23 protein-coding genes and 1 rRNA gene are annotated in these 24317 nt (G+C 71.3%); 7 read left to right on the top strand and 17 right to left on the bottom strand.

The features are described from left to right. Positions 1 to 32: 32 nt before the first annotated feature. On the bottom strand, positions 33 to 1529 hold the full coding sequence (locus ACFYOY_RS42015; RefSeq protein WP_351900944.1) for an alpha/beta hydrolase: 1497 nt from the start codon (positions 1527 to 1529) through the stop codon (positions 33 to 35). A 207-nt stretch (positions 1530 to 1736) separates the two neighbouring features. Between ACFYOY_RS42015 and ACFYOY_RS42010 the strand changes: the two genes are divergently transcribed. Then, complete coding sequence (locus tag ACFYOY_RS42010) at positions 1737 to 2327, top strand: hypothetical protein (protein ID WP_351900992.1); 591 nt, start codon at positions 1737 to 1739, stop codon at positions 2325 to 2327. Positions 2328 to 2391: 64 nt separating this feature from the next. Here the strand turns inward: ACFYOY_RS42010 and ACFYOY_RS42005 are convergent, their stop codons facing one another. Further along, entirely contained in the window at positions 2392 to 3273 is an 882-nt protein-coding gene (locus tag ACFYOY_RS42005) for a D-alanyl-D-alanine carboxypeptidase family protein (RefSeq protein WP_093463699.1), read from the bottom strand. Between the two features lie 228 nt (positions 3274 to 3501). Here ACFYOY_RS42005 and ACFYOY_RS42000 point away from each other — a divergent pair, with 228 nt between their 5' ends. Beyond that, complete coding sequence (locus ACFYOY_RS42000; RefSeq protein ID WP_388593062.1) at positions 3502 to 4122, top strand: nucleoside/nucleotide kinase family protein; 621 nt, start codon at positions 3502 to 3504, stop codon at positions 4120 to 4122. Between the two features lie 86 nt (positions 4123 to 4208). Here the strand turns inward: ACFYOY_RS42000 and ACFYOY_RS41995 are convergent, their stop codons facing one another. Continuing rightward, a complete protein-coding gene (locus ACFYOY_RS41995) occupies positions 4209 to 5267 on the bottom strand; it encodes a YncE family protein (RefSeq protein ID WP_351900948.1) in 1059 nt (352 codons plus the stop codon). A gap of 141 nt (positions 5268 to 5408) precedes the next feature. Here ACFYOY_RS41995 and ACFYOY_RS41990 point away from each other — a divergent pair, with 141 nt between their 5' ends. Beyond that, positions 5409 to 6410: a LysR family transcriptional regulator gene (locus tag ACFYOY_RS41990; protein WP_351900950.1), complete on the top strand. Its 1002-nt coding sequence runs from the start codon at positions 5409 to 5411 to the stop codon at positions 6408 to 6410. A 9-nt stretch (positions 6411 to 6419) separates the two neighbouring features. Here the strand turns inward: ACFYOY_RS41990 and hemB are convergent, their stop codons facing one another. From hemB to ACFYOY_RS41965, 5 genes are read right to left on the bottom strand one after another with little or no spacing between them, the layout of a single operon-like run. Beyond that, positions 6420 to 7424 (bottom strand): porphobilinogen synthase, encoded by a 1005-nt coding sequence (hemB, locus tag ACFYOY_RS41985; RefSeq protein WP_351900952.1) that lies wholly within the window; start codon positions 7422 to 7424, stop codon positions 6420 to 6422. Further along, positions 7421 to 9085 carry a uroporphyrinogen-III synthase gene (locus ACFYOY_RS41980; protein ID WP_137966855.1) on the bottom strand — a complete coding sequence of 555 codons (1665 nt, stop codon included), beginning with the start codon at positions 9083 to 9085 and terminating at the stop codon, positions 7421 to 7423. The genes hemB and ACFYOY_RS41980 overlap by 4 nt, the downstream gene beginning before the upstream one ends. Continuing rightward, a complete protein-coding gene (hemC, locus tag ACFYOY_RS41975) occupies positions 9082 to 10071 on the bottom strand; it encodes a hydroxymethylbilane synthase (protein WP_388593057.1) in 990 nt (329 codons plus the stop codon). The genes ACFYOY_RS41980 and hemC overlap by 4 nt, the downstream gene beginning before the upstream one ends. Then, entirely contained in the window at positions 10068 to 11537 is a 1470-nt protein-coding gene (locus ACFYOY_RS41970) for a glutamyl-tRNA reductase (RefSeq protein ID WP_351900957.1), read from the bottom strand. Before ACFYOY_RS41970 ends, hemC begins: the two co-directional genes overlap by 4 nt. Then, complete coding sequence (locus ACFYOY_RS41965; protein ID WP_014053996.1) at positions 11534 to 12334, bottom strand: redox-sensing transcriptional repressor Rex; 801 nt, start codon at positions 12332 to 12334, stop codon at positions 11534 to 11536. The genes ACFYOY_RS41970 and ACFYOY_RS41965 overlap by 4 nt, the downstream gene beginning before the upstream one ends. A gap of 579 nt (positions 12335 to 12913) precedes the next feature. Here ACFYOY_RS41965 and ACFYOY_RS41960 point away from each other — a divergent pair. The 4 genes from ACFYOY_RS41960 (at position 12914) to ACFYOY_RS41945 (ending at position 16982) form a co-directional block, all read left to right on the top strand. Beyond that, the gene (locus ACFYOY_RS41960) at positions 12914 to 13192 is read left to right on the top strand and encodes a glutaredoxin family protein (protein WP_351900960.1); all 279 of its coding nucleotides are present in this window, start codon (positions 12914 to 12916) and stop codon (positions 13190 to 13192) included. A 118-nt stretch (positions 13193 to 13310) separates the two neighbouring features. Further along, positions 13311 to 14234: an HAD-IB family hydrolase gene (locus ACFYOY_RS41955; protein WP_351900962.1), complete on the top strand. Its 924-nt coding sequence runs from the start codon at positions 13311 to 13313 to the stop codon at positions 14232 to 14234. 495 nt (positions 14235 to 14729) lie between these two features. Further along, the gene (locus ACFYOY_RS41950; RefSeq protein WP_388593052.1) at positions 14730 to 15539 is read left to right on the top strand and encodes an ECF subfamily RNA polymerase sigma factor, BldN family; all 810 of its coding nucleotides are present in this window, start codon (positions 14730 to 14732) and stop codon (positions 15537 to 15539) included. Between the two features lie 204 nt (positions 15540 to 15743). After that, positions 15744 to 16982 carry a DUF5667 domain-containing protein gene (locus ACFYOY_RS41945; RefSeq protein WP_351900966.1) on the top strand — a complete coding sequence of 413 codons (1239 nt, stop codon included), beginning with the start codon at positions 15744 to 15746 and terminating at the stop codon, positions 16980 to 16982. 265 nt (positions 16983 to 17247) lie between these two features. Here the strand turns inward: ACFYOY_RS41945 and ACFYOY_RS41940 are convergent, their stop codons facing one another. The 9 genes from ACFYOY_RS41940 to rrf all read right to left on the bottom strand — a co-directional run. Continuing rightward, on the bottom strand, positions 17248 to 18294 hold the full coding sequence (locus tag ACFYOY_RS41940; RefSeq protein WP_351900968.1) for a lysophospholipid acyltransferase family protein: 1047 nt from the start codon (positions 18292 to 18294) through the stop codon (positions 17248 to 17250). 14 nt (positions 18295 to 18308) lie between these two features. After that, complete coding sequence (locus ACFYOY_RS41935; RefSeq protein WP_351900970.1) at positions 18309 to 19352, bottom strand: NAD-dependent epimerase/dehydratase family protein; 1044 nt, start codon at positions 19350 to 19352, stop codon at positions 18309 to 18311. Positions 19353 to 19562: 210 nt separating this feature from the next. After that, entirely contained in the window at positions 19563 to 19661 is a 99-nt protein-coding gene (locus tag ACFYOY_RS41930; RefSeq protein ID WP_003948845.1) for a 30S ribosomal protein bS22, read from the bottom strand. A 128-nt stretch (positions 19662 to 19789) separates the two neighbouring features. Continuing rightward, the gene (locus ACFYOY_RS41925) at positions 19790 to 19999 is read right to left on the bottom strand and encodes a helix-turn-helix domain-containing protein (protein ID WP_014053989.1); all 210 of its coding nucleotides are present in this window, start codon (positions 19997 to 19999) and stop codon (positions 19790 to 19792) included. 131 nt (positions 20000 to 20130) lie between these two features. Further along, positions 20131 to 20946 (bottom strand): phosphatase, encoded by an 816-nt coding sequence (locus tag ACFYOY_RS41920; RefSeq protein ID WP_351900973.1) that lies wholly within the window; start codon positions 20944 to 20946, stop codon positions 20131 to 20133. 136 nt (positions 20947 to 21082) lie between these two features. Further along, on the bottom strand, positions 21083 to 22255 hold the full coding sequence (locus ACFYOY_RS41915) for an acetoin utilization protein AcuC (protein ID WP_351900975.1): 1173 nt from the start codon (positions 22253 to 22255) through the stop codon (positions 21083 to 21085). Further along, positions 22224 to 23468: an MFS transporter gene (locus ACFYOY_RS41910; RefSeq protein ID WP_351900977.1), complete on the bottom strand. Its 1245-nt coding sequence runs from the start codon at positions 23466 to 23468 to the stop codon at positions 22224 to 22226. Before ACFYOY_RS41910 ends, ACFYOY_RS41915 begins: the two co-directional genes overlap by 32 nt. 24 nt (positions 23469 to 23492) lie before the next feature. Next, positions 23493 to 24149 (bottom strand): HAD family hydrolase, encoded by a 657-nt coding sequence (locus ACFYOY_RS41905; protein ID WP_351900979.1) that lies wholly within the window; start codon positions 24147 to 24149, stop codon positions 23493 to 23495. A 76-nt stretch (positions 24150 to 24225) separates the two neighbouring features. Then, a 5S ribosomal RNA gene (rrf, locus tag ACFYOY_RS41900) occupies positions 24226 to 24317 on the bottom strand; the annotation flags it as partial.

The following is a 24317-nucleotide window of genomic DNA, read 5'->3' as shown; positions in this document are numbered from 1 at the left end:
GCCTCGCATTCACCACAGGCTCTCGGCGTTCCTCACCGGCAGAGCACATCGTGCTCCGGCCGCTCCCCCTTCAGCAGGAAGTCCGTGACCTTCCGGTCCGCGCAGGCGCTGCCGTTGTTCACCACATAGGCCGCGCCATGCCCCATCGCGTCCACGCTGACCATCCGGGCCCGGTCGCCATAGGCGCGCCGCAGGTTCAGCGCCCCGCTGTACGGGGTGGCCACATCGCGCTTGTTCTGCACCAGCAGGACGTTCGACGGCCCCTGGCCGGTGATCCGCACCGGCTTGTCCTGCGGCTCCTCATGCCAGAACGCGCAGGGCGTGACGTTCACCGGCATGCCCGCGGTGAGCGGGTGGCTCTTACGGCTGGCGGCCACATCGCGCGCGTAGCCCGGCAGGGACGTGGGCCACTCCACGTCGTTGCAGATGGTGGCGAGGGACACGGCCGCGGCGTCCTGGGGCGGGTCGGCCGGTGCCGCGCCGGGCGCCTTGCCGGCGTCCGCGTCGACGATCAGCGTGGCGAGGTCCTCGAAGCCGTCCCGGGAGTACAGGGCGTTCAGCATGCTCTGGCGCAGTGCGTTGCCGTTCAGCTCGGGCGGGTTGGCGCCGGGCCACGGCAACGGCTTCGCGTCCAGCCGGGCGGCGAGGTCCAGGACCCGCCGGCGCACCCCGTCGGAGGTCTCGGCGAGCCGGACGGGGCTGCTCGGGGCGGAGGCCCATGCGGCGAAGTCGGGGAAGGTGTCCTCGACGCCGACGGCGTAGTTCGCCAGCCAGCCGCGCTCCACCCGCTCCGGGTCCGGGTCGTCATTGCTGTCCAGCACCCAGCGGTCGGTGTGCTCGGGGAACATCTGCGCGTAGACGGAGCCCACGTACGTCCCGTAGGAGACGCCCCATGCGGACAGCTTCCGCTCGCCGAGCGCCCGGCGGATGCTGTCGATGTCCCGCGCCCCGTTGACGGTGCTGATGGTGCGCAGCAGCTCGCCGCCGTTGCGGGCGCAGGTGTCGGCGATGCGGCGGCCGGTGGTGACGTTCTGGGTGATGTCCCCGCCGGGGGCGGGCCAGGGGCGGGAGGCGAGCAGCGACAGATCGGCGGTGTCCAGACCGCATCCGGTGTGGGTGGACTGCCCCATACCGCGCGGGTCGAAGCTGACGAGGTCATAGGCGTCCCGCACCGATTGCGGCAGCCGTTTGCCGTATGTGGTGGGCCTGTTCAGCCCCGGCGATCCGGGGCCGCCCGGGATCAGCAGCAGGGTGCCCCGGCGGGCCTGCGGCCGCTCGCTGGGGATGCGGGATACGGCGAGGGAGATCCGCTTGCCGCCGGGGTCGCGGTGGTCCAGCGGCACCTTGAGCGTGGCGCATTCCTGCCGGGGGTCGAGCCCGGTGCCCTCGCAGGCCCCCCAGCTGAGCGCGGCGGCGGTCGGATCGGCCCGCGGTCCCGGGGTCGCGTCCGCGGACGCGATGCCGAGGAGGGATGCGGTGGTGGCGGTGGCGAGGGCCAGCGCGGCGGTTCTGCCGGTCGTCGGTCTCATGTGCACAAGCCTTGTCGAACCGGCTTCTCCCTCCCATCCGGGCAACCGGCCGACCCGTCCGGGGGATAACCCCCGACGGAACGTCAGGCGTACCGCCGCGCACGTAGCATTCGCGACACATTTCCCGGACCGGGACAACCTCTCGCCGCCCCGGCCCGTCCAACCCCGTGAATCACCTGTCATCAACAGACCATTGGGGGCTTGACCATGCGACGGTGGGGGACCGCACTCGCGGCGATGGTGCTCGCGGGCGGCGCGCTGGCGGCGACGGCGGGGGCGGCGGGGGCCGTCACTCCGGCCGCGGCCGAGGCGGCGGCCTGTGAGACCGGCTGGGGCAGCGGCGAGAAGACGGCCCAGCCGGCGGGCCACACACCGCTGGGGAGCATCAGGACCGGCCGGCACGCCTGCTACGACCGCATGGTGTTCGACGTGAAGGGCGCCACGGCCGCCGATCGCGTCGGCTACCGCGTGGCGTACGTGGACACCCTGTACCAGGACGGCTCGGGCGAGGAGATCCCGGTCGGCGGCGGGGCGATCCTGGACATCCATGTGGCCGCGCCGAGCTACGACCCGGGGACCGGCGGGGAGTCGTATCCGGGGCGGGCGCGCAAGCCGCTGCCGGGCGTGAATGTCACCGGGTACCAGACCTTCCGGGACACCCGCTTCGGCGCCAGCTTCGAGGGTGAGACCCAGGTCGGCCTGGGCGTGCGCGCACGGCTGCCGTTCCGCGTCTTCCAGACGGACGGGCGGGTCGTGGTGGATGTGGCGCACTCCTGGAACGCGGTGCGCCGAGGGTGACGGCGAAGGGCCTGCCCCACGGCCGGACGGTCGTGGGGCAGGCCCTTGTCACCTCGGACTCGGCTTACCGCTTGAAGCCGTAGTCCATGATCTTCTTCGCGTCCGCCGTGCGGTTGTCCACCGAGGAGGAGGCGAGGACGGTGCCGATGACCGTCTTCCCGTTCCGGGTGGCGGCGAAGACCAGGCAGTACTTGGCCTCCGGGCCCGAGCCGGTCTTGACGCCGATGGTGCCCGAGTAGCTGCCCAGCAGATTGTTGGTGTTGGTCCACGACATGTAGCGGTAGCCGCCGCTCTTCGTGGTCACCTTCTGCTTGGTCGACTTCGTCTTCACGACCGTGCGGAACGTGGAGTACTTCATCGCGCTGCTGGCCAGCTTCGTCAGATCGCGCGGCGTCGAGTAGTTGGCGCCGTGCCCGATGCCGTCGAACGAGTCGAAGTGGGTGTTGGTCAGCCCGAGGGACTTGGCCGTGGTGTTCATCTTGCCGATGAACGACTTCACCCGCGCGGCCCGGGTGGAACCGGTGCCGAACTTGTCCGCCAGCGCGTACGCCGCGTCACAGCCGGACGGGAGCATCAGCCCGTACAGCAGCTGGCGCACGGTGACCTTGTCGCCGACGATCAGCCGGGCCGAGGAGGCCCAGTTGTTGTCGACGATGTAGTCGCTGTACGCCTTCTGGACCGTGACCTTGGCGTCCAGGTTGAGATTCGGCTGTGCCAGCACCACCCGGGCAGTCATGATCTTGGTGGTGGAGCCGGTGGACCGACGGGTGTCCGCGGCCTTGGTGAACAGGCTCTTTCCCGTGCCGTTGTTCATCACGAACCCGCCCTTGGCGGCGATCGTGGGAGTAGCGGTCGTCGCGGCCTGCGCGGAGGCGGTGAACGCCCCCGCCGTCAGCACGGCTCCAGCGGTGATCGCGACCGCGGATACGCGACGTAGACCCTTCATGCCGGTTTTCAACGTGAATATCTCCAAATGCCCCATGCGTGCGGCCACATCGCAGGGCCGCTCTCTCATGTGACGCGCGAAAGGGGTCAAGGGATGTGCCCCTCTGCCGAGATTTCTGGAAATTCCCCCGGCTGCCCGCCTGCCCGCCCCTCACCGACAGCCGCGGGGGCGGGCCGCAGCCCGGATAGTGGATCGTGCCGATTCCCGAAAGCCACCGAAAGCACCGCCATGACTTCCCAGCACCTCCTCGACCGCGCCCAGGGCCTGGCCGACGCGGGCGGCCGCCGCCTGCTCGGAATCGCCGGACCGCCCGGGGCCGGCAAGACCACCCTCGCCAAGTACCTGGTCGACGCCCTCGGCGCCGACCGGGCCGTCCTGGTGCCGATGGACGGCTTCCACCTCGCCGACGCCGAGCTGCGCCGGCTCGGCCTGATCGGCCGCAAGGGCGCGCCGGAGACCTTCGACCCGTACGGCTACACCGCCCTGCTGCGGCGGCTGCGGGCGCCGCGCGCCGAGGAGGTCGTCTACGCGCCGGGGTTCGACCGCGAGCTGGAACAGCCCGTCGCGGGCACCATCCCGGTGCCGCCGGAGATCCCGCTGGTGATCACCGAGGGAAACTATCTGCTGCTGGACGAGGCGCCCTGGCTCCCGGTCCGCGAGCTGCTGGACGAGAGCTGGTGGGTCGACCTGGACACCGAGGAGCGGGTGCGCCGGCTGATCGACCGCCATGAGCGGTTCGGCAAGCCGCGCGAGGTGGCCGAGCGCTTCGTCCTCACCTCCGACGAGGCCAACGCCCGGCTGGTCGCCCCCGGGCGGGCGGCCGCCGACTTCGTGGTCACGGGCCGGTGACGACCGGCAGCCTCGGCCTCGGAGCCACCGGCCGGTTCCTGCCCCCGCCCGCGCGCCGAGGCCGAAGCCATGGGCGGGGGCCGGGGTCAGGCCGGGCGCGGGAGGTAGGCCAGGCCGTGGGCGCCGGGCTCGCCGCGCTTGGCGATGTTCAGCCGGCCCAGGCCCCGCAGCGTCTCCAGGTCGACGATGTCGACGGTGGAGGAGGCGACACAGGCCACATAGCCGAGCCGGCCGTCGGGCGAGGAGGTGATGGTCAGCGGGGCATGCCCCACCTCGACCTCGCCCAGCCGCTTGTGGGTGTCGGCGGAGAACACCGTGAGGCGCCCCGGCGCCTGGCGTCCGAGCTGGGACTCCGGGTCGGCCTCCATGCGCATTTCGCCCGCGAGCAGCTTCCCGGCCGAGGTCAGGTGCATCGGGATGACGACGTCGTCCGTGGGCAGGGTCTCGACCACGGACGCCGTCCGGGTGTCGATCACCCGGACTCCGGTGGCAGGCGGCTCCTCGGCGCCGGGCGAGAAGAAGTGACCCGCGTAGGGCGAGGCGACGTAGACGTGCGTGCCGTCGGCCGAGACGGCGAGTCCCTCGCTGCCCGGCACCTCGACCTTCGCGGTGAGGGTGCCCCGTTCGAGGTCGACCACCGACACGAACGGCGCCTCCTTGTTGGTCGCGTACCCCGTCCTGCCCGCCGGGTCGATGGCGAACCAGTGCGGGCCGGGCGCGTCCGTGTCGATCCTGCCCAGGGGACGTCGGGTCGCCGTGTCGATCACCACGACACCGCCGGGCCGATCCGCCGTGCCCTCCACGCTGACGTAGAGGCGCCCGCGCCCCGGATCCAGCGCCAGCCCGTGCGGGCCGTGTTCCGGGGCGAGGTCGATGACCTCGACGACGCGGCGGGTGTCGGGGTCGATGACGGTCAGCTCGGTGCGCCGCCCGCTGTTCGCGTGGTAGTAGCCCGAGTGGTACGCCGTGGTGCACCACAGCAGGCGCTGGGTCGAGTCGAAGCACAACTCGTGCGGTTCGGCGAGGAGTTCCGTCGTACCGAGGTGCCGGTCGACGGCGGCGTCGAAGAACGAGACCGTCGGCCCGCTCTGACTGATCACGGCCAGGACGTCGCCTTCCCGGCCGGCGCGCGGGGACTGCTGCATGGAAGCTCCTTGTACGGGGCGAAGGGGAGGTCACGCGGTCTCGCGGACAGCTCCACTCTCGGCACCGGGGACTTCCGCGGCAATGCAAAGATTGGCACTCAATTATTGACTCAGGCGTAAAGATGCAGCTCAGGAGCGCCAATGGATCTCAATCTGCTGCGAGCCCTGGACGCCCTGCTCCAGGAGAACAGCGTGACCCGCGCCGCCGAGCGGCTCGGCACCTCCCCCGCGGCGGCCAGCCGCACCCTGGCCCGGCTCCGCCGTGCCGTCGGTGACCCGCTGCTGGTCCGCGCGGGCCAGGAGATGGTGCCGACCCCGCGCGCCCTGGAACTCCGGGACGAGGTGAGCGCGTTGCTGCGCGGCTGCGACGACGTCCTGCGGCCCGGGGCCGGTTTCGACCCCGCGCGTCTCCAGCGCACCTTCACCGTGCAGGCCGCCGATGTGCTCCTGGTGGGGCTGGCCGGGACCTTGGCCGAACGGATCCACCGGGAGGCCCCGGACGTGGACGTGGTCTTCCTGCCGGAGGCGATGGAGGGCGGCCCCGGGCTGCGGCAGGGCTGGGTGGACGTCGAACTGGGCGTCCTCGGCCCCCTGGACCCGGAGATCCGGACCCGGCCGCTCACCCGGATGACGATGGCGGGCATAGCCCGCAGCGGTCATCCCCTCTTCGACGGGCGGATCGACGCCCGCCGCTTCGCCGCCGCCGACCACATCGGCATCTCCCGGCACGGGAGGCGCCTCGGCCCCATTGACAGGGCGCTCGCCGAACGCGGACTGCGACGCCGGATCGCGGTCGTCGTCCCCAGCCATACGAGCGCGATGATGCTCGCCCGGGACACCGACCTCGTCGCGCTCACCCTGGCCGACTGGCTCCCCGACGCCACCTCGGCGCTGGGGCTGCGCACCTTCCCCGTCCCCCTCGACCTGGCGCCCCTCGACCTCGCCATGGCCTGGCACCCGCGCCACTCGGCCGACCCGGGGCACCGCTGGTTCCGCGACCACCTGGCGGCCGCCGTCCTCGCCCCCTCGGGCACGGAAACGGGCCCGTCGGGCACGGGAGCAGGCCTCTCGGGCACGGGAGCAGGCCCGTCGGGCACGGGAGCGGACCCCGGAGCAGCCGCCCAAGGCGGCGGCTCCGGGTGAGCCGACGGGCTACTCCCCGCGGTTCAGCCGCTGGGCGACCTCGATCGCCCAGTACGTGAGGATCATCCCCGCACCCGCACGCCGTACCGAGGTCAGCGTCTCCATGATCGCGCGGTCGCGGTCGATCCAGCCGTTGGCCGCGGCCGCCTCGACCATCGCGTACTCACCGGAGATCTGGTATGCGGCCACCGGCACGTCCACGGCGTCGGCGATCTGCCGCAGGATGTCCAGATACGGCAGGGCCGGCTTCACCATGACCATGTCCGCGCCCTCGGCCAGGTCCAGCTCCAGCTCGCGCATCGACTCCCGGGCGTTGGGCGGGTCCTGCTGATACGTCTTGCGGTCGCCCTTCAGTGAGGAGCCCACCGCCTCGCGGAACGGACCGTAGAAGGCGGAGGCGTACTTCGCGGTGTAGGCGAGGATCGAGATGTCCTGGTGCCCGGCGCCGTCCAGCGCCTCGCGGACCACCCCGACCTGCCCGTCCATCATGCCGCTGGCGCCCACCGTGTGGACGCCCGCGTCGGCCTGGACGCGGGCCATCTCCGCGTACCGCTCCAGCGTGGCGTCGTTGTCGATCCGGCCCTCGGCGTCCAGGACCCCGCAGTGGCCGTGGTCGGTGTGCTCGTCCAGGCACAGATCGGACATGATCACCAGGTCGTCGCCGACCTCGGCGCGCACATCGCGGATGGCCACCTGGAGGATCCCGTCCGGGTCGGTGCCGGGCGTGCCGACGGCATCCTTCTTGGACTCCTCCGGCACCCCGAAGAGCATGATCGCGCCGAGGCCCGCGGCGACCGCGTCGGCCGCCGCCTTCCGCAGGGAGTCCCGAGTGTGCTGCAGGACGCCCGGCATCGACTGCAGCGGCACCGGCTCGGTCAGGTCCTCGCGGACGAACGCGGGCAGGATCAGCTCGGCCGGATGCAGCCGGGTCTCCGCGACCATGCGGCGCATGGCCGGATTCACCCGCAGCCGGCGCGGTCGCGCACCGGGGAAGCTGCCGTACGTGGTGCTCAAGAGCGTGCCCTCCTCCTCGATCCCGGCCGTCGCTCGCTCGGGCGGGTGACCGGCTCCCCGGCCTCGATCGCGGCTTGCCGCCGCGCCGCCCCGAAGTCCGCGAGCGCCTCGGCCAGCTTGAGCACCGAGGGCTCGGGCGACAGCACGTCCACCCGCAGCCCGTGCTCCTCCGCGGTCTTCGCGGTGGCCGGGCCGATACAGGCGATGACAGTGACATTGTGCGGCTTGCCCGCGATGCCGACGAGGTTCCGCACGGTCGACGACGAGGTGAAGAGCACCGCGTCGAACCCGCCGCCCTTGATGGCCTCACGGGTCTCGGCCGGCGGCGGCGAGGCGCGCACAGTGCGGTACGCGGTCACGTCGTCGACCTCCCAGCCCAGCTCGATCAGCCCGGCGACCAGGGTCTCGGTGGCGATGTCGGCCCGCGGCAGGAAGACGCGGTCGATCGGGTCGAAGACCGGGTCGTAGGGCGGCCAGTCCTCCAGCAGCCCGGCCGCGGACTGCTCACCGCTGGGCACCAGGTCCGGCTTCACCCCGAAGTCGATCAGCGACTTCGCGGTCTGCTCGCCCACCGCCGCGACCTTGATCCCGGCGAACGCGCGGGCGTCGAGCCCGTACTCCTCGAACTTCTCCCGCACCGCCTTGACCGCGTTGACCGAGGTGAAGGCGATCCACTCATAGCGCCCGGTGACCAGGCCCTTGACCGCGCGCTCCATCTGCTGCGGGGTGCGCGGCGGCTCCACGGCGATCGTCGGCACCTCACTGGGCACCGCGCCGTAGCTGCGCAGCTGGTCCGAGAGCGAGGCGGCCTGCTCCTTGGTGCGCGGCACCAGGACCTTCCAGCCGAACAACGGCTTGGACTCGAACCAGGAGAGCTGATCTCGCCGGCCGGCCGCGCTCTGCTCGCCGACCACGGCTATCACCGGCTGTGCGCCCTGCGGCGACGGCAGCACCTTCGCCGCCTTCAGCACCTGGGCGATGGTGCCCAGCGTCGCGGTCCAGGTCCGCTGACGGGTGGTGGTGCCGCCGACGGTGACGGTGAGCGGGGTGTCCGGCTTGCGGCCCGCGGCCACCAGCTCACCCGCGGCGGCGGCCACCGTCTCCAGGGTCGCGGAGACCACGGCGGTCGCGTCGGACGAGCCGACCTCGCTCCAGCAGCGCTCATCGGCGGCCAGGGCGTCCACGAAGCGCACATCCGCGCTGTGGGCGTCCCGCAGCGGCACCCCCGCGTAGGCGGGCACGCCCACCGCGGCGGCCACACCGGGCACCACCTCGAAGAGGATGCCCTCGGCGGCGCAGGCGAGCATCTCGTCGGCGGCGTATCCGTCGAGGCCGGGGTCGCCCGCGACCGCGCGGACGACCCGCTTGCCGCCGCGCGCGGCCGTCATGACAAGATTGGCGGTGTCCCGGAGTACCGGAACGGTGGCGGTGGCTGACGACCCATCAGCGTCCGCTTGCCGCGGCGCGCCCTGAGCGTCCGCGGCCACGCCCGGCCTGACGTGCCCCCGCACCACGTCGAGCACTTGCGGGTCGGCGATCAGTACGTCCGCGGTGGCCAGAGCCTCCACGGCGCGCAAGGTCAGCAGGCCCGGATCTCCGGGGCCCGCACCGAGGAAGGTGACGTGTCCGCAGCCGGGGTGATTCGGGACGGTGGGGTTCAAAGTGCTCGCTCCCCCATAAGACCGGCCGCACCCTTGGCGAGCATCTCGGCGGCGAGTTCGCGACCGAGGTCCCCGGCCTCACTGGGCGACGCGGGTACGGGACCGGTGGTGGACAGCTGCACCAGCGTCGTGCCGTCGAGGGAGCCGACGACGCCGCGCAGGCGCATTTCGGTGACAACCTGACCGTCGGCCAGCAGGTCGGCCAGCGCCCCCACGGGTGCGCTACAGCCGGCCTCCAGGGCGGCGAGCAGGGATCGCTCGGCGGTCACGGCGACCCGCGTGTACGGGTCGTCGATCTCGGCGAGCCGGGCAGTGAGCGCCACGCTGGACGCGGCACACTCCACTGCCAGGGCCCCCTGGCCGGGGGCGGGCAAAACATGGCCGACATCGAGCAGCTCGGTCGCCTCGCCGATCCGCCCCAGACGGATCAGGCCGGCGGCGGCGAGCACCACGGCGTCCAGCCGTCCCGACCGGACGTAGCCGATGCGGGTGTCGACGTTGCCGCGTATCGGCACGGTCTCGATGTCGAGGCCGAAGGAGCGGGCCCACGCGTTGAGCTGGGCCGCGCGGCGCGGGGATCCGGTGCCTATCCGGGACCCCGGGGGAAGCTGGGCGAAGGTGAGCCCGTCCCGGGCGATCAGCGCGTCGCGCGGGTCCTCGCGGCGCGGTATCGCGGCGAGCGTCAGCCCCTCCGGCTCCGCGGTGGGAAGGTCCTTCAGCGAGTGCACGGCCAGGTCGGTCTCACCGCTCAGCAGCGCCTCGCGCAGCGCCGAGACGAAGACGCCGGTGCCACCGATCTGCGCGAGGTGCTCCCGCGAGGTGTCGCCGTACGTGGTGATCTCGACCAGTTCCACGGGGCGCCCGGTGACCTCGCGCACCAGGTCCGCGACCAGGCCGGACTGGGCCATGGCGAGCGCGCTGCGGCGGGTGCCCAGACGCAGCGGCGCAGCGCCGCCGGAGGCGGCGGGTGAGGGGGTGGCGTTCATGGCCGGCCTCCCTTCGGGTCGTTCGGTTCGGCCGCGCGGGCCGAGCCCTCGGCACGGCTGACGGCGGCGACCGCCTGCGGATCGAGGTCGAAGAGCTCGCGCAGCGCGTCCGCGTAACCGGCGCCACCCGGAGTGCTCGCGAGCTGCTTGACCCGCACGGTGGGCGCGTGCAGCAGCTTGTCGACGACCCTGCGCACGGTCTGCGTGATCTCCGACCGCTGCTTGTCGTCCAGATCCGGAAGGCGCCCGTCGAGCCGGGCGATCTCACTCGCGACGACGTCCGCCGCCATGGTACGCAGCGCGACCACCGTCGGCGTGATGTGCGCGGCGCGCTGGGCCGCCCCGAAGGCGGCCACCTCGGCGGAGACGATGGTGCGCACCTTGTCCACGTCGGCGGCCATCGCCCCGGCGGACGAGCCCGGCGCCCCGGACGGCTCGGCGGCCGCCTCGGCGAGGGACTCGATGTCGACCAGGTGCAGCCCCTCGATCCGGTGCGCCGCCGCGTCTATGTCGCGCGGCATCGCCAGATCGAGCAGCGAGACGTCCGTCCCCGCGCGGTGGGTCCCGGGCGGGCAGGCCGCGCGCTGTGCGAGCGCGGTGCGCAGCTCCGCGGCGGTCAGGACCAGGCCGGTCGCGCCCGTGCAGGAGACGACGATGTCGGCGTGCGGCAGCTCGGCGGACACCCGGTCCCGCGGCACGGCGCGGGCCACCAGCGGCTCGCGCAACGTTTCATCACCCTCGGCGGGGATCGCGGCCGGGGTGGCCGCGTGCTGCTGGACCAGGGACTCGGCGAGGCGCAGCGCCCGCTCCAACGTCCTGTTGGCGATCACCAGTTCTGCCACACCGGCGCGCGCGAGGGTCGCCGCGGCCAGCGAGGACATCGAACCGGCGCCGATCACCAGGGCCCGCTTGCCCCGGGCCCACTCCGCCACCGGCGCGCCCTGGGCCAGCTGCTCCAGGCCGAAGGTGACCAGCGACTGGCCCGCCCGGTCGATACCGGTCTCGCTGTGGGCCCGCTTGCCGACCCGCAGCGCCTGCTGGAAGAGATCGTTCAGCAGCCGCCCGGCGGTGTGCAACTCCTGCCCCAGCGCGAGCGCGTCCTTGATCTGGCCGAGGATCTGGCCCTCGCCGACGACCATCGAGTCCAGCCCGCAGGCCACCGAGAAGAGGTGGTGGACGGCCCGGTCCTCGTAGTGGACGTAGAGGTACGGGGTGAGCTCGTCCAGTCCGACGCCGGTGTGCTGGGCGAGCAGCGTGGACAGCTCGGCGACCCCGGCGTGGAACTTGTCCACGTCGGCGTAGAGCTCGATGCGGTTGCAGGTGGCCAGCACCGCGGCCTCGGTGGCGGGCTCGGCGGCGAGGGTGTCCTGCACCAGCTTCGCCTGCTCGTCCCCCACCAGGGCGGCGCGCTCCAGCACGCTCACGGGCGCGCTGCGGTGGCTCAGTCCGACGACGAGGAGACTCATGCCGGCATCACGGCGGGCACGTCCCCGTCAGGTCCTTGCCGACCGCTGTCGGCGCCGGGGCCGCCGGAGGGCGCGCGATGCGCCACGGGCGGCGGTGGAACGGCTCCCGCGGCCTCCTCGGGGGCGGCGACCTCCTCGCCCGCCTTGCGCTGCTCGTGGAAGGCGAGGATCTGCAGCTCGATGGAGAGATCGACCTTGCGCACATCCACCCCGTCCGGAACGGTCAGCACCGTGGGCGCGAAGTTGAGGATCGAGGTGATCCCGGCGGCGACGAGCCGGTCGCAGACCTGCTGGGCCGCACCCGCCGGGGTGGCGATGACGCCGATCGAGACGCCGTTGTCCGTGATGATCTTCTCGAGCTCGTCGGTGTGCTGCACCGGGATGCCCGCGACCGGCTTCCCGGCCATGGTGGGGTCGGCGTCGATCAGCGCGGCGACCCGGAAGCCACGGGAGGCGAAGCCACCGTAGTTGGCGAGCGCGGCGCCGAGATTACCGATACCGACGATCACAACCGGCCAGTCCTGGGTGAGCCCGAGCTCCCGCGAGATCTGGTAGACGAGGTACTCGACGTCGTAGCCGACACCGCGGGTGCCGTACGAACCGAGATAGGAGAAGTCCTTGCGCAGCTTGGCCGAATTGACGCCGGCCGCGGTGGCCAGCTCCTCCGAGGACACCGTGGGCACCGAGCGCTCGGAGAGAGCGGTCAGCGCACGCAGATACAGCGGTAGCCGGGCGACGGTGGCCTCGGGGATCCCTCGGCTGCGGGTCGCCGGTCGGTGAGTTCGGCCAGTTGCCACGGTGCTCCTGCGGGTAGAGCGAGGCTGTGGGCGGCCGGGTGTTTCATGACCGCCCCATCGACAGCAGGCTATGTCTTTGTGAACGCGTGCACAAAGATGGTGTCCGCTTTGTCCGAGCAAAGTGACCGGTGTCACGCACCTTTTCGCGCCAGCCGCGGAACCACCACCTGTGTCACACCGTTCCCGGCAGGCATGCTCGTACCGCTGGGCCGCCGACCGGAGCACAGGCCCTCACTCCTCACCTTTTTACCCCCGGACAGCAACAAAACGCCCACGATCGTAATCGACCGAGAGCCCACTTCCGAACTCGCGGGAGGGGCGCCGTCGCGGGTCAGGGCGCTGAGGCCTTCCGGCCGGGGGCACCTCCCAGCGGTAGCTGGGGGCGAGCCGAAGGGGCGCGTCGCCGTCGAAAGGGAGAGCGCGCAGGGAGCGAGGGCTGCAATCGATATGCGGCTCCGCCGCGTGGGCGACCGAGCACGTCCGACCGTCGACAGGGGGCACCTCCCAGCGGTAGCTGGGAGAGACCGAAGCGCCCCGGAGGCGAACCGAGCCTCGAAAAGGGCAGGCACAATTGCGGCTATGAGTCCGTTGCTGCGCCGCACCCCGCGGAAGAAGCCCACCGAGCGCACGGTCACGCTGATCGGCAAGCCCGACTGCCACCTGTGCGAGGACGCCGAGGCCGTGGTCAAGGAGGTCTGCGGCGAGCTGGGCACCCCCTGGGAGAAGAAGGACATCACCCAGGACGAGGAGCTGTACCGCGCCTACTGGGAGCAGATCCCGGTGGTGCTCATCGACGGCGAACAACACGACTTCTGGCGGGTGAATCCCAAGCGGCTGCGCACCGCGCTCGGCGGCTGATTCCGCCCCCGCGAGGCGGCTGATTCCGCCCCCTGCGCGGCCTCCCTTTCGCGTAACCTGAATCCGCCCGACACCCGGGCGTAATGGGATGCGCCGGAGCGCTGGCTATGCTCGCCCCATGGCCGCACTGGGATGGTTCACCCGACGTCGACGACCCGCCACCGAGCGGAGTGTCCTCGCCGGAGAGGCATCGGCCGAGGCAGCGCGCAAGTCGTCGGCCGCGACCCCCGCACCGCAGGCCCCCGCCGAACCGGAATTCCCCGTCGTCGGCGACGAGCGGGCCGCCGCCTTCTTCGACCTGGACAATACGGTCATGCAGGGCGCCGCGATCTTCCACTTCGGCCGCGGCCTCTACAAGCGGCACTTCTTCCGCAAGCGCGAACTCGCCCGCTTCGCGTGGCAGCAGACCTGGTTCCGGGTGGCCGGCGTCGAGGACCCGGCGCATATGGAGGACGTGCGCAGCAGCGCCCTGTCCATCGTCAAGGGCCACCGGGTCTCCGAGCTGATGTCGATCGGCGAGGAGATCTACGACGAGTACATGGCCGACCGCATCTGGCCCGGCACCCGCGCCCTCGCCCAGGCCCATCTGGACGCCGGGCAGCGGGTCTGGCTGGTGACCGCCGCGCCGGTCGAGACCGCGACGATCATCGCCCGGCGGCTCGGCCTGACCGGGGCACTGGGCACGGTGGCCGAGTCGGTGGGCGGCGTCTACACCGGCCGGCTGGTCGGCGAGCCGCTGCACGGCCCGGCCAAGGCCGAGGCCGTACGCGCGCTGGCGACGGCCGAGGGGCTGGACCTCTCCCGCTGCGCGGCCTACAGCGACTCCGCGAACGACATCCCGATGCTGTCGATCGTGGGCCATCCGTACGCGGTGAACCCGGACACCCGGCTGCGCAAGCACGCCCGTGAGCACAGCTGGCGGCTGCGCGACTACCGCACCGGCCGCAAGGCGGCCAAGATCGGCATTCCGGCGGCGGCCGGGGTGGGAGCGGTGGCAGGCGGCACCGCGGCCGCCGTGGCCCTGCACCGCCGACGCCGCTGACCGCAGGCGGCCGACGACCCACTCCACCCCTCTGACCTCCCGCTGAACCCTTTCCGGCGCACTCCCCTCGGGCCCCGCTGACCGCTCGCGCACGACCGTGACCGAGGACGGTCAAGACTGACCGCCGATCGCGCTCCGTGACAATGCGCCCATCGATACGCAGCGTCACCAACCGAACGCGCCCGCCCTGTTTCGGTCATTCCGCGCGTCTTACCCCACAGCGCTCCCGCCAGTCCCCTTACCGCCGCTTTGTCACAACACGCTACGCAATCGCACAATCCACGAACGATTCCGATCAATTAGCGGCGCACGTTCGATACTTGACAGGGCATCAATGCATACCAGAGCGAACGGAAACGATGATTTGAACAACTGGGTGTAGTGCTGCCTGTACGAAGCGTTATTCTCCTTAGACGCAAACCGGTACCCACACGTCCCTACGGCGGGTGACGGTCCCGTACTGCTCGTGATGGAAGCTCTGCCTCTGGGAGTCTCGTGTACCCACACGTCGGGGTTGACGCCTCGGGCCTGGCTACGCTGCGCGCAACGGTCCTTGACTGTCTGCGCGGCTTCGTCCCCACCGCGTATGCCGTCCCCGGCCTCGCCGCCCCCCTGCCCGCCTGCCCAGCCGTCGGCACGGTCAATCGCCCCGGCCAGGCCGGTTCGTGCTACGCACTGGCGGACGGCGGCGCCGCGGTCAGCAGACGCTCCCGCGGCTCCACCACCCCCACCGCCCGGCGCCCCGGCGCCGACAGCGACAGCCGTCGCATGATGGACCTCGTCGAGCGCGCCCAGTCCGGAGAGGCCGAGGCGTTCGGCAGGCTCTACGACCAGTACGCCGACACCGTCTACCGCTACATCTACTACCGCGTGGGCGGCAAGGCCACGGCCGAGGACCTCACCAGCGAGACGTTCCTGCGCGCCCTGCGCCGCATCGGCACCTTCACCTGGCAGGGCCGCGACTTCGGCGCCTGGCTGGTGACCATCGCGCGCAACCTCGTCGCCGACCACTTCAAGTCCAGCCGCTTCCGGCTGGAGGTCACCACCGGCGAGATGCTCGACGCCAACGAGGTCGAGCGCAGCCCCGAGGACTCCGTCCTCGAATCGCTGTCCAACGCGGCCCTGCTGCAGGCGGTGCGAAAACTCAACCCGCAGCAGCAGGAGTGCGTGACGCTCCGCTTCCTCCAGGGCCTCTCGGTCGCCGAGACCGCCCGGGTCATGGGGAAGAACGAGGGCGCGATCAAAACCCTTCAGTACCGGGCCGTGCGCACCCTGGCCCGGCTTCTTCCGGACGACGCCCGCTGACCACCCGTAGCCGTCCGGCCACGGACCGTCCGCCTTTGGGCAGGGCGTAACCCGGGTGCTGCGCCGCTCGTTGTGGGGGATGCAGGCGCCTCGTGGTCGTACCCTGCCCGTAGTCCACTCACTCGATCGGGTGGACGCGCGCATGGCACGGAACCCTCGGGTGTCCTGGGGAGTCGACCGTCACGACGAGAGGAGGTGCCGCCTGTGATCGCGAACGTATCGGCACACCGGCGGGCGAACGCCTTCGCCAAGGCCTTGGAGGCCCTGGAGGCCCTGGAGAGCAACCACCAGGCCGCCCAGGACAAGACGCCGCAGCAACAGCCAGGTTCCCCATCGGCGGAGAGCGCCGAGCGGAGACGGTTGCTGGCCCTGGCGAACGGGCTGGGCGAGCTGCCGGCACCGACATTGGCCCCGGAGGTCCGCGTAACCCAGCGGGCGCAGTTGCTCGCCGCCATGGAAGCGGCCTTCGCCGAGGGCGCGCCACGCGTACCCGAGCAGCGCCGCCGCCCCGGCGGCGCCCACCGCGCCAAACCCCCGGTGGCAAGACTGCGCCCCCGTTCCCGCTGGTCCAAGGGGCTTGCGGCCGGGGGGCTCACCGTCGGCGTCGCGGCGGGTGCCTTCGGCGGCGTCGCCGCGGCCAGCTCGGACGCACTGCCGGGCGACACCCTCTACGGGTTCAAGCGCGGCATGGAGGACCTCAAGCTGGGGATGGCGGACGGCGACGCCGACCGGGGCCGGATCTATCTGGACCAGGCGTCGACACGGATGAGCGAGGCGCGCCGCCTGATGGAGCGCACCCGCACCGGCGATCTGGACCATGACTCGCTGGGGGAGATCCGCCGGGCCCTGGCGGGTATGCGCCATGACGCCTCCGAGGGCCACCGGCTGCTGCACCAGGTCTACGAGCGCGACGGCTCGCTCGGCCCCATCCAGCAGCTGTCGTCCTTCTCCCAGGCCCATCGCGGCGGCTGGAGCCGACTGCGCGAGCAGCTGCCGGTCCAGCTGATGGACGTCGGCGACGAGGTGAGCTCGGTCTTCGACGCCATAGACCAAGAGGTCGGCCCGCTGCGGGCGTTGCTGCCCACGAAGAAGGAGCAGCAGGGCCAGACCGGCCAGACCGGCCAGGTGCCCCAGCGCGCCGACGGAGTGGCCCCGGGCGACCGTCCGGCGTCCACCTCGGCCACCCCGAGCGGCAGCCGCACCGGCGAGACCGCCACCCACCCCCACCCGTCGTCCTCGGCAAGCGACCACGACCAGAGCGGCGGGCTGGTGGGCGGCGCCGGAGACCTGTTGGACCCGCCGCTCGGCGGCGCCAGCCCCAGCCCGTCCACGGGCAAGGGCGACCCGGGCGGCAAGACGTCGTCCCAGCCGGACATCACCATCCCCCCGCTGCTGCCGGACCTGCTGCCGGGCCTGAGCATCGACGGCGACGACACGAGGTGAAAGAGGCCGGGGGTGGGTGGTGTGCGCCGCACACCACCCGCCCCCGGGGCCCAGGTCAGAAGACCAGGCTCAGCAGAACACCGCCCCCGCCGGGCAAGCCTCAGAGAAACACCGACCGCCGCTGCACCAACAACTTGGCCCCTCTTCCGGCCGCCCTCGCATGACTCGGCCCTGGAGGGCCTCCCCAGCTTCGGCCGACTGCGCCGGACTCCGCCCGTCGGGCCGGGTGACCGCGCCACATCACGACCCCCCACAGAGGCAAGCCTCAGAAGAACACCGACCGCCGCTGCACCAACAACTTGTAGAGCGTGTGCTGGATCGTTTCTCGTACCTGGTCGGTCAGGTTGAACATCAGCATCGGGTCGTCAGCCGCCTCCGGCGGATGCCCGTCGGTGGGGATGGGCTCGCCGAACTGGATCGTCCACTTCGTCGGCAGCGGCACCGCGCCCAGCGGCCCCAGCAGCGGGAAGGTCGGCGTGACCGGGAAGTACGGCAGGCCGAGCAACCGGGCCAGGGTCTTCGCGTTCCCCACCATCGGGTAGATCTCCTCCGCGCCCACGATCGAGCACGGCACGATCGGCGCCCCCGCGCGCAGCGCCGTCGAGACGAAGCCGCCCCGCCCGAAGCGCTGCAGCTTGTACCGCTCCGAGAACGGCTTGCCGATCCCCTTGAAGCCCTCCGGCATCACCCCGACCACCTCGCCGCGCTCCAGCAGCAGCTGGGCGTCCTCGGAGCAGGCGAGGGTGTGACCCGCCTTGCGCGCCAGCTCGTTGACGACCGGCAGCACGAAGACGAGGTCGGCCGCGAGCAGCCGCAGATGGCGCTTGGCCGGGTGGTTGTCGTGCACCGCGACCTGGAGCATCAGCCCGTCCAGCGGCAGCACCCCGGAGTGGTTGGCGACGACGAGCGCACCGCCGCTGTCGGGGATGTTCTCGATCCCCTTCACCTCGACCCGGAAGTACTTCTCGTACAGCGGGCGGAGCAGGGACATCAGGACCTGCTCGGTCAGATCGTGGTCATAGCCGAAGTCGTCGACCTCGTAGTCCCCGGTGATCCGGCGGCGCAGAAAGCTCAGCCCGTGGGCCAGTTTGCGCTCCCAGTCGCCGCTGCCCGGGGCCTGCTTGTGCGGGCCGGGCGGCAGGGGCGGCACGGCCGCGGCCGCCGTCTGGGGGCGCTGCTCGAGCGCCTCGTCGCGCTGCTGCGGTACGGGCTTGAGCGAGCCCTGGGAGCGACCGCCGCGCCCCAGCCTAGGGACCTTCCTCCGAGAAGACCGGGGCTCCTCACCGAACGGAATGACCTTGGCGTCCGCCATGGTGGTTGCGCTCCTCACGTCTGGGCGCCGGCGGGCAGCAGCGCGGCGAGCCGATCGATGGTACGGGCGAGGGTCTCGGGCGGGAGCAGCCCGGGACCACGGCTGTGCGCATAGTCCGCGAGGGCACCGGCGGTGGTGTGCTCGGGTTCGAATCCCAGGGTCTCGCGCATCTCGTTGGTGGCCACGACCCGGCCGTGGGTGAGCAGCCGGATCTGCTCGGGCGAGAAGTCGGTGATGCCGAGGGACCGCAGCGCGGTGCGGGCCCATCGCAGGGTGGGCAGCAGCAGCGGCAGGGTCGGGCGGCCGAGCCGCCGGGCGGCTTGGGAGAGCAGCAGCACCCCGTCTCCGGCGATATTGAACGTGCCGCTGTTGAGCGTGGACCGGCGCGGCTCGGAGGCCCCGATCCGCAGCACCTCGATGGCGTCCTTCTCATGGACGAACTGCAGCCGCGGGTCATAGCCGATGACGGTGGGCAGCACGGGCAGCGCGAAGTACTCGGCGAGCGGTGAGTCCGCGCAGGGCCCCAGGATGTTGGCGAAGCGCAGCACGCACACCGCGACATCGGGGCGGCGCCGGGCGAAACCGCGGACATATCCCTCGACCTCGACGGTGTCCTTGGCGAAGCCGCCGCTCGGCAGGGATTTGGGCGGGGTGGTCTCGCTGAAGACGGCGGGGTCGCGGGGCGCGGAGCCGTACACATTGGTGCTGGACTTCACCACCAGCCGCTGCACCGACGGGGCCTTCTGGCAGGCGCCGAGCAGCTGCATGGTGCCGATGACATTGGTCTCCTTGATCGAGGCGCGATTGCCGCGCGCCCCCAGCGGAGTCCCGTTGATATCCATGTGGACGACCGTGTGGACGCCGTATTCGGCGAGCAGTTTCCCGATCGTGGGATGACGGATATCGGCCCGGACGAAGTCGGCACCGCCGAGGTGGTGTTCGGGCGGCACGGCGTCCACGCCGATCACCCGCTCCACATCGGGTTCGCGCTGTATGCGCCGGACGAAACGGCCTCCCAGCCGGCGAGCGACCCCGGTGACGAGCACGACCTTTCCCAAGATCAGCGCCTTCCTTCCCACCCTCGTCCGAGCTGGGCTGTGCCGAACACCGTAACCGCTCGATGTTGCGCTGTGATGACCACTCGCCGCGCGATACGCGTTTTAAGCCGGGGCCGGAGGGGCCGCAGTGGCGCAGACCCGTGCCGCACACGCACCGCAGCCCTTCCACCAGTGGTGGAAGGGCTGCGGGACGAACACAGCGTCGCTTGCTTACTTCTTGTTGCGACGCTGGACGCGCGTGCGCTTGAGCAGCTTGCGGTGCTTCTTCTTCGCCATCCGCTTGCGCCGCTTCTTGATAACAGAGCCCACGACTACCCTCGCTCACTTCGATTCACTCGGTGCGGGGCGTCCGAGCCCACACGACCTACATCGGGCCAGCCTACCCGCCGCCGAGCGAACCACGTAATCCGAGGGTCCTCCCCGGGCCCGGAAAGCGCCTAGGCGGACTCCACCCCCACATACGATTCGCGGAGGTATTCATGAACCGCTTGCTCTGGGACCCGGAAAGACCTGCCCACCCGGATCGCCGGCAGATGACCGCTGTGCACCAAGCGGTACACGGTCATCTTGGACACTCGCATCACCGAGGCGACTTCCGCCACGGTCAGAAACTGAACCTCGTTCAGAGGCCGTTCGCCAGCAGCCATGACACAACACCTGAACCTTCCGCACATGTCGGGCACCGGCTTCCCCTCCGGTGACTCCTGGTCGCATGCGCGCTCCACCCCAGGTTAGGGGCGGGTGATGCAAGTGGGGAAGAGGAGTAGCGATCGGACGCCTACTGTGACAGACACGCTCGATTGAGTACATAGCGAGTAAGCGGCCGGTAGTAACCAGACCGCACAGCGTCATCAAGCGGAACGGCGACGGACACCCGTCCCTCGGCCTCCCCGACGAACAGCGCGGGGTCGTCCGTATCCCCGAGCCCGATGGCCTCAAAGCCCAGCTGACCTGCACCGCAGACCCATCCATGGTCCCCGATGACCAGTCCCGGCAGCGGGCCGCCGGACTCCGCGGCACTGCCGAGCGCGACCCGAACCGGGAGCGGCGAATGGCTGTGGGCACCCGGCTCACTCACGGTCGGGCGAGCGCCGGGCGCCTGCACCATCGCAATACCTCGTACGTAGGCGAGCCGGTGAGTACGTACGCCGAACCGCGTCGTTATGTCGATACATCTACCGTGCGCGGGAGTGAGGACACGGCAGCCCGCCGCCGAGAGCGCCGACGCCAACGCGGCGTAGAAACCGAGGAGACGGTGGGGATGGCCGGTGCCGAGGAGCACGGGGAGCCGGTCCCGGGCGGCGGCGCCCAGCCGGTCCGCGAAGGCATGCAGCGCGGCGATCGTCAGCTCTGGATCGATCACATCCGGCCCCGAAACGTTGGCCGGGTCGACCGAAACCCCGCATTTGGCGCCCATCAGGCTGAGCAATTCCGTAAAGGACCAGTCGTATTCGGGCTCCAGACCGAGCAGCACCCGAGGGTCCCGGGCGGCGAAGAGCCGATAGCGGCGCAGGCTCTCCTCCCGGCTCGTCGCCACGGGTCCGGCGAGCCGCGCCGCCAGCAGATGCGCGCGCAGCGCGGCAGTACTCAACACGTCACCGATGCTGACGGACGCACCCCGCCGGCCGCCCGGTTATGCCGGCAGACCCCACGGTTGGCGTAACGCCCGTTTGGTCAGACCCCCGTCCGCGCGTTCCCGACAAGCGTCGAGAGGCTATTCGCGGGGCGATTCACGGAAGCAGCCCGTGGTGGGGGAAGACCGCTCGGCGCGTCGCCAGGATCGCCTGGTCCAGCCGGTCCGCCGGGTCGTACCCGGATTCGGCGAACTCCCGCCAGCTCGGCTCCCGCCCGTCCGTCATCCGCCGCGGCGCGTCCATCCGGGTCCGCCGGTACACCTCCTGCCGCCACTCCTCCGGCACCGGCGCGGCGGCCTCGACCGGCCGCCCCGCCGCGATCGCGACCAGATGCGTCCAGGACCGCGGCACCACGTCCACCACCGCATAGCCGCCGCCCCCGAGCGCGACCCAGCGCCCGTCCGCGTGCTCATGCGCCAGCCGGTGACAGCTCTCGGCGACGGCCCGCTGTGCGTCGACCGTCACCGCCAAGTGGGCCAGCGGGTCCTCGACATGGGTGTCCGCGCCATGCTGGGTCACCAGCACCTGCGGACGGAACGCCGCCAGCAGCTCCGGCACCACCGCGTGAAAGGCCCGCAGCCATCCCTCGTCCGAGGTCCCGGCCGGCAGCGCCACATTGACCGCCGAGCCCTCGGCGCCCTCCCCGCCCGCCTCCTCCGGCCAGCCGGTCTGCGGGAACAAGGTCCGGGGGTGCTCGTGCAGCGAGATCGTCAGCACCCGCGGATCGTCCCAGAAGGCCGCCTGGACCCCGTCCCCGTGGTGGACATCCACATCCACGTACGCGACCCGCTCCGCGCCCAGCTCCAGGAGCCGCGCGACCGCCAGCGCCGCGTCGTTGTAGATGCAGAACCCGGACGCTCCCCGGGGCATCGCATGGTGCAGCCCGCCCGCGAAGTTCACCGCGTGCAGCGCCTCCCCGCGCCATACGTCCTCGGCCGCGCCCACCGACTGCCCGGCGATCAGCGCGGACGCCTCGTGCATCCCCGCGAAGGCCGGGTCGTCGATCGTCCCCAGGCCGTACGAACCGTCCGCCGATCTCGGGGCTGCAGAGGCCCGCCGTACCGCCTCGATGTACTCCTGCCCGTGCACCAGGCGCAGCGTCGACTCCCCGGCCGGCTTGGCGGCCACCACTTGGACCGCCCGGTCCAGCCCGTACGCCTGCACCAACCGCATGGTCAGCGCCAGCCGCACCGGGTCCATCGGGTGCCCGGCGCCGAAGTCGTATCCGGTTACTTCCTCATCCCACATCAACTGTGCGCGGCCGCTCATGCCCGTCACCGTATCCGGCTGGTACAGGGGTGAACGACCTCGCGTACCGGATCGTCACCAGCACGAGCGCCATCGGCACCAGCATCGCCGCCCGGTAACTCCACGCACCGCCCAACGCGCCGACGAGCGGTGAGCCGATGAGGAAGCCCACGTAGTTGAAGATATTGAGGCGGGCCACGGCGGCATCGGACGCCCCGGGGAAGAGCCGCCCCGCGGCCGCGAAGGTCTGCGGCACCAGCACGCACAACCCCAGCCCCAGCAGCGTGAACCCGCCCATCCCCACCCATGGGCCGGGCGCCGCAGCGACCACCGCGAAACCGGCGCCCGCGAGCAGCGCCCCGGCCCGGACCACGGCGACCGCGCCGAAGCGCCGCACCCCGAAGTCGCCGAAGGAGCGGCCGAGGAGCGTGGTGACCATATAGACGTTGTACGGGACCGTGGCCAGCTGCTCGGAGCTGTGCAGCACGTCCTCCAGATACTTGGCGCTCCAGTTGGAGACGGTGGAGTCCCCGATATAGGCGAAGGCCATGACGAGGCAGAGCGGCAGCAGCGCCCGCATGCTCACCGCGGCCCCGTCGACCCGCGCGGCCTCGGCTCGTTCGGGCGGCTCGGCGCCCTGGTGGTCGGCTTGGTCGTCGGCCCGGCGGTCCACGTACCAGCGGCTGGCGATCAGTGCGGCGGGCACCAGGGTGGCCACCAGCGGCGCGTAGAGCGTGGGCAGCGGCAAGTCCCAGTGCGCGCCCACCCAGGCGAGCGAGGCCCCGGCGATCCCGCCCAGGCTGTACGTGCCATGGAAGCCGAGCATGATGCTGCGGCCGTACGCACGCTGCAGGCTCACCCCGAGCATGTTCATCGACGCGTCGAGGGCCCCGACAGTCAGCCCGAACACCGCGAGGGCCGCCGCGAGCTGCCACACCGTCGTACCCGATCCGGCGGCCAGCAGGGCGACGGAGACGATGGGCTGCACCACGCGGAGGACGAGTCCCGGACGCATCCGCTTGACCAGGTGCTCGGTGCCCACGCTGCCCACGCCGGCGAGGATCGGCACGGCGGCCAGGAAGAGGGGCAGCAGCCCATCGGATATCCCGTACCGGTCCTGCAGCGCGGGTATGCGCGTCACCAGCAGAGCGAAGATCGCGCCCTGGACGAAGAAACTGATGGCCAATGAGGCCCGGCCCTGCCGAAGCCGGCGGCTCGGACGCGAATCCGTCATGGCCGTGGAGCGTACGGCCCCGGACTACTTGTGGGTAGAGGTGAGCAACTCTCGCAGTTCGGCCATGTGGACGAAACGGTCCCGGGCCGCGGTGAGCTTGGCGGCGGGTGTCATGGCCGTGTAGCCGTACACATCCATCCCGGCGGCCACGGCGGCCTGGACCCCGAGCGGGCTGTCCTCGACGACGGCACAGCGCTCGGGCGCCACCCCCATCCGCTCGGCCGCGTGCAGAAACAGATCCGGAGCGGGCTTGCCGCGGCCCACGTCCTCGGAGCTGAAGATGTGGTCCTCACCGAAGAGGTCGTACAGCCCGGTCGTACGGAGGGCGACGCGGATGCGCTCATGGCTTCCGGAGGAGGCGACGCAGTACGGAACCCCGTCGGCCCGCAGCTTCTCCAGCACCTCCGACACCCCGGCCACCGGCTGCAGCTCTTGGCGGAAGGCGTCGAAGACCCGGCCGTGGAAGGTGGTGTCGAAGTCCGGCGGCAGCCGCCGGCCCGAGCGCTCGAGGACCAGCTCGTGGATGCGATGCATGGCGGAGCCCATGTAGTCGCGTATGGAGTCCTCGTAGCTGGTGGGGTGCCCCAACTCCGTGAGGTAGGCGGCGAGAAGCCGATTGGAGATGGGCTCGCTGTCGACGAGCACTCCATCGTTGTCGAAGATGACCAGGTCATAGCGCATACGGCCAGCCTACAAACCGAAATGAGAAAAGCCCGGTTGAGAGCCGAAGCTCCCAACCGGGCTTTTCTTAAAATTTGTTCGGCGGTGTCCTACTCTCCCACAGGGTCCCCCCTGCAGTACCATCGGCGCTGAAAGGCTTAGCTTCCGGGTTCGAAATGTAACCGGGCG

Source organism: Streptomyces sp. NPDC007875 (genome assembly GCF_042868035.1).
GTDB classification, from domain to species: Bacteria; Actinomycetota; Actinomycetes; order Streptomycetales; family Streptomycetaceae; genus Streptomyces; species Streptomyces antimycoticus.
The sequence above is the reverse complement of the archived record's forward strand: the minus strand, read 5'-3'. Positions and strand labels throughout refer to the sequence as shown.

What these genes read in the sequence shown, in the direction of transcription:
- ACFYOY_RS41905 (WP_351900979.1), bottom strand. Translation starts at nt 24,149, where the DNA reads ATGCGCTATGACCTGGTCATCTTCGACAACGATGGAGTGCTCGTCGAC.
- ACFYOY_RS42010 (WP_351900992.1), top strand. Translation starts at nt 1,737, where the DNA reads ATGCGACGGTGGGGGACCGCACTCGCGGCGATGGTGCTCGCGGGCGGC.
- ACFYOY_RS41995 (WP_351900948.1), bottom strand. Translation starts at nt 5,267, where the DNA reads ATGCAGCAGTCCCCGCGCGCCGGCCGGGAAGGCGACGTCCTGGCCGTG.
- ACFYOY_RS42015 (WP_351900944.1), bottom strand. Translation starts at nt 1,529, where the DNA reads ATGAGACCGACGACCGGCAGAACCGCCGCGCTGGCCCTCGCCACCGCC.
- ACFYOY_RS41960 (WP_351900960.1), top strand. Translation starts at nt 12,914, where the DNA reads ATGAGTCCGTTGCTGCGCCGCACCCCGCGGAAGAAGCCCACCGAGCGC.
- hemC (WP_388593057.1), bottom strand. Translation starts at nt 10,071, where the DNA reads ATGAACGCCACCCCCTCACCCGCCGCCTCCGGCGGCGCTGCGCCGCTG.
- ACFYOY_RS41940 (WP_351900968.1), bottom strand. Translation starts at nt 18,294, where the DNA reads ATGGCGGACGCCAAGGTCATTCCGTTCGGTGAGGAGCCCCGGTCTTCT.
- ACFYOY_RS42000 (WP_388593062.1), top strand. Translation starts at nt 3,502, where the DNA reads ATGACTTCCCAGCACCTCCTCGACCGCGCCCAGGGCCTGGCCGACGCG.
- ACFYOY_RS41955 (WP_351900962.1), top strand. Translation starts at nt 13,311, where the DNA reads ATGGCCGCACTGGGATGGTTCACCCGACGTCGACGACCCGCCACCGAG.
- ACFYOY_RS41910 (WP_351900977.1), bottom strand. Translation starts at nt 23,468, where the DNA reads ATGACGGATTCGCGTCCGAGCCGCCGGCTTCGGCAGGGCCGGGCCTCA.
- ACFYOY_RS41915 (WP_351900975.1), bottom strand. Translation starts at nt 22,255, where the DNA reads ATGAGCGGCCGCGCACAGTTGATGTGGGATGAGGAAGTAACCGGATAC.
- ACFYOY_RS41990 (WP_351900950.1), top strand. Translation starts at nt 5,409, where the DNA reads ATGGATCTCAATCTGCTGCGAGCCCTGGACGCCCTGCTCCAGGAGAAC.
- ACFYOY_RS41925 (WP_014053989.1), bottom strand. Translation starts at nt 19,999, where the DNA reads ATGGCTGCTGGCGAACGGCCTCTGAACGAGGTTCAGTTTCTGACCGTG.
- ACFYOY_RS41970 (WP_351900957.1), bottom strand. Translation starts at nt 11,537, where the DNA reads ATGAGTCTCCTCGTCGTCGGACTGAGCCACCGCAGCGCGCCCGTGAGC.
- ACFYOY_RS42005 (WP_093463699.1), bottom strand. Translation starts at nt 3,273, where the DNA reads ATGAAGGGTCTACGTCGCGTATCCGCGGTCGCGATCACCGCTGGAGCC.